The sequence below is a fragment of the Streptomyces torulosus genome (assembly GCF_001419765.1).
GTDB lineage: Bacteria > Actinomycetota > Actinomycetes > Streptomycetales > Streptomycetaceae > Streptomyces > Streptomyces torulosus.
This window is the reverse complement of record NZ_LIRK01000425.1, coordinates 1-2148: the sequence shown is the minus strand read 5'-3', so window position 1 is coordinate 2148 and position 2148 is coordinate 1. Positions and strand designations below refer to the sequence as shown.

4 protein-coding genes are annotated in these 2148 nt (G+C 66.6%); 1 reads left to right on the top strand and 3 read right to left on the bottom strand.

Going from position 1 to position 2148, the window contains the following annotated elements; translation table 11 throughout:
* Positions 1-297, top strand: a 297-nt coding sequence (locus AOK23_RS45650) for a tetratricopeptide repeat protein (RefSeq protein ID WP_157878172.1), incomplete at its 5' end; no start/stop codon positions are given.
* A 161-nt stretch (positions 298-458) separates the two neighbouring features.
* On the opposite strand, the gene AOK23_RS27525 is transcribed toward AOK23_RS45650, so the two are convergent.
* The 3 genes from AOK23_RS27525 to AOK23_RS27515 all read right to left on the bottom strand — a co-directional run.
* Positions 459-1691, bottom strand: a complete 1233-nt coding sequence (locus AOK23_RS27525; protein ID WP_055715315.1) for a site-specific integrase — start codon at positions 1689-1691, stop codon at positions 459-461.
* The gene (locus tag AOK23_RS27520) at positions 1688-1894 is read right to left on the bottom strand and encodes a helix-turn-helix domain-containing protein (RefSeq protein ID WP_055715314.1); all 207 of its coding nucleotides are present in this window, start codon (positions 1892-1894) and stop codon (positions 1688-1690) included. Before AOK23_RS27520 ends, AOK23_RS27525 begins: the two co-directional genes overlap by 4 nt.
* Positions 1891-2148, bottom strand: a 258-nt coding sequence (locus AOK23_RS27515) for a replication initiator (RefSeq protein WP_338056528.1), incomplete at its 5' end; no start/stop codon positions are given. The genes AOK23_RS27515 and AOK23_RS27520, both read right to left, overlap by 4 nt.

Below are 2148 nucleotides of genomic sequence, written 5' to 3'. Positions count from 1 at the left end.
TCCCAGTGCGAGGAGGTCCTGGGCGACACCCACCCCGACACCCTGAACAGCCGCAACAACCTCGCCGGCGCCTACGCGTCGGCGGGGGACCTGGGACGGGCCATCCCCCTGTACGAGACCACTCTTTCCCAGTGCGAGGAGGTCCTGGGCGACACCCACCCCGACACCCTGAACAGCCGCAACAACCTCGCCCTCGCTCGTAGAGATGCGGCAGCCGTACAGCAACCAGATACAGCAACCCCAGCAACCGATCCCGACCACCAACCCCCCTCAGAAACCCCCGAGCAACCGGTATGACCGTCCCCGACCGATCTCTGTAGAGCTACGGATCAGAAGGTTGCAGGTTCGAATCCTGCCGAGTGCACACAGGTCAAAGCCCCCTCGGGATCATCCCGGAGGGGGCTTTGTCGTGCTGTACCGCAGCGAAGTACAGCAACGGTTGATGTCAGGCGTTGATGTCAGCCCGGTTCGCCGCCGCCCATCGCTGCGGACAGCTTGCCGAGGGCGGCACGCACCTGCTCCTCGCTCGCTTCCGCGTAGACCTCCATCGTCATGGCGATCTGCGAGTGTCGAAGGATGCGCTGAGCCACCTTCGGGTGCACTTTCAGGGCGACGAGCAGCGAGCTGCACGTGTGCCGGGTGTTCCGTAGCGGGATCACGCGAAGGCCGGCGCGGCGGGCCCGCAGGGCGAACATGCGGGTGAGGTTCCCCGGCTCGATCGGCGTCCCGTACTTCGTGGTGAAGACCAGGCCGCGTGTGTCCTGCCAGAGATCACCGGCAGCCTTCCGGTCTCCCGTCTGCTGAGCGCGCCGCATCCGCAGCGCCTTGAGGCAGAACTCAGGGAGGGGAAGGAAGTCGTCGGACTCCTCGGTCTTGGTCTCCCGGTGGAGGATCTGGCGGCCCGCCCGCTGGATCTGGTGATCGACGTACAGCTCTCCCGTCTCGAAGTCGATCGACTTCCAGGTGAGTCCGAGAACCTCACCCCGGCGGAGACCAAGGCACAGGACCAGGACCCAGGCAGCGAACAGCGGATCTTCGCGGGTGAGCGCGTCGGAGAGGAAGCGACCCGCTTCGACGACGGACCACGGCTTGATCCGCCGACGGCGCGGCTTGGGGACCTTCACCAGCGAGGCCACGTTCTTACTGATCTCCTCCTCGGTCACGGCATGTGTGAGGGCAGCGCGCAGGGCATCACGGGCGGCCTGGACGACCCGCCGTGACGGGTACGCCTCACAGCACTCACGGAGGGCACAGCACCGCTGCCGCTCCTTCGGCCGCTTGGCGTCCTTGCCCTGGGCGCAGCACTGGCAGATGCCGGCCAGCTTGGTCAGCCACTCCCGCACGTCCCGGACGGTCAGCTTGTCGAGCCGCTTCGAGCCCAGGTGCGGAACGATGTAGAGCCGGGTCGATCCCTCGTACGAGACGTATGACAGCGGGGCGAGGTTCGGCTTCACGATCGACTCAAGCCAGTAGGAGAGGAACGCCTCCACCGTGCGGTGCCGGGTTTGTACCGGGCCTCTGCTGGCTTCGCCGTGCAGCTTGATCCACTTCTCGTGGGTCTCCTCGCGGGTCTTGCCGTAGACGTACTTGCGCTTGCGGTCGTTGTCGGGGGTGGTCACCCAGACGTAGGCGGCGAAGCCGTTCTTGTACGGGTAGATGGACCCTTCGCCGTTGGCGCGCTTCCCGCTCATGCCGCCCACTCCTCTGCCTCGGTCGCGCAGCGGTTCACGTACTCGTCGACCCAGGCCGGGAGGATGCGCCGGTTACGACCGATCTTCACGGAACGGATCTCACCGCTCAGCACCAGCGCCTTCGTCTTGGAGAGACCGAAGCCGAGCATCTCGGCGACCTCGGCCGTGGTGTGCCACTTGCGCTGAATCGTCACCGTGGTCACTGGGTTGCTTCTCCTTCCGATGCGGGGGCAGTTCGACGAGAGGCGGCGAACCAGGTCTCTGCGGAGGTCAGACCGGTCCCGGCGAAGCGCCAGTGGGAGAGGACGAGAACGGTGTCCGGGTCGGGCAGGGGGTGGCCTGCTTCGGCGGCGCGGGCGCGGGTGAGTGCTTCGTTGTGGTCGGCGCGTTCCTGGCGGAGGGCTCCGAGGGTGACGGAGTAGGCGCGGGACTTGGTGGAGAAGTGGCCGCGGAAGCC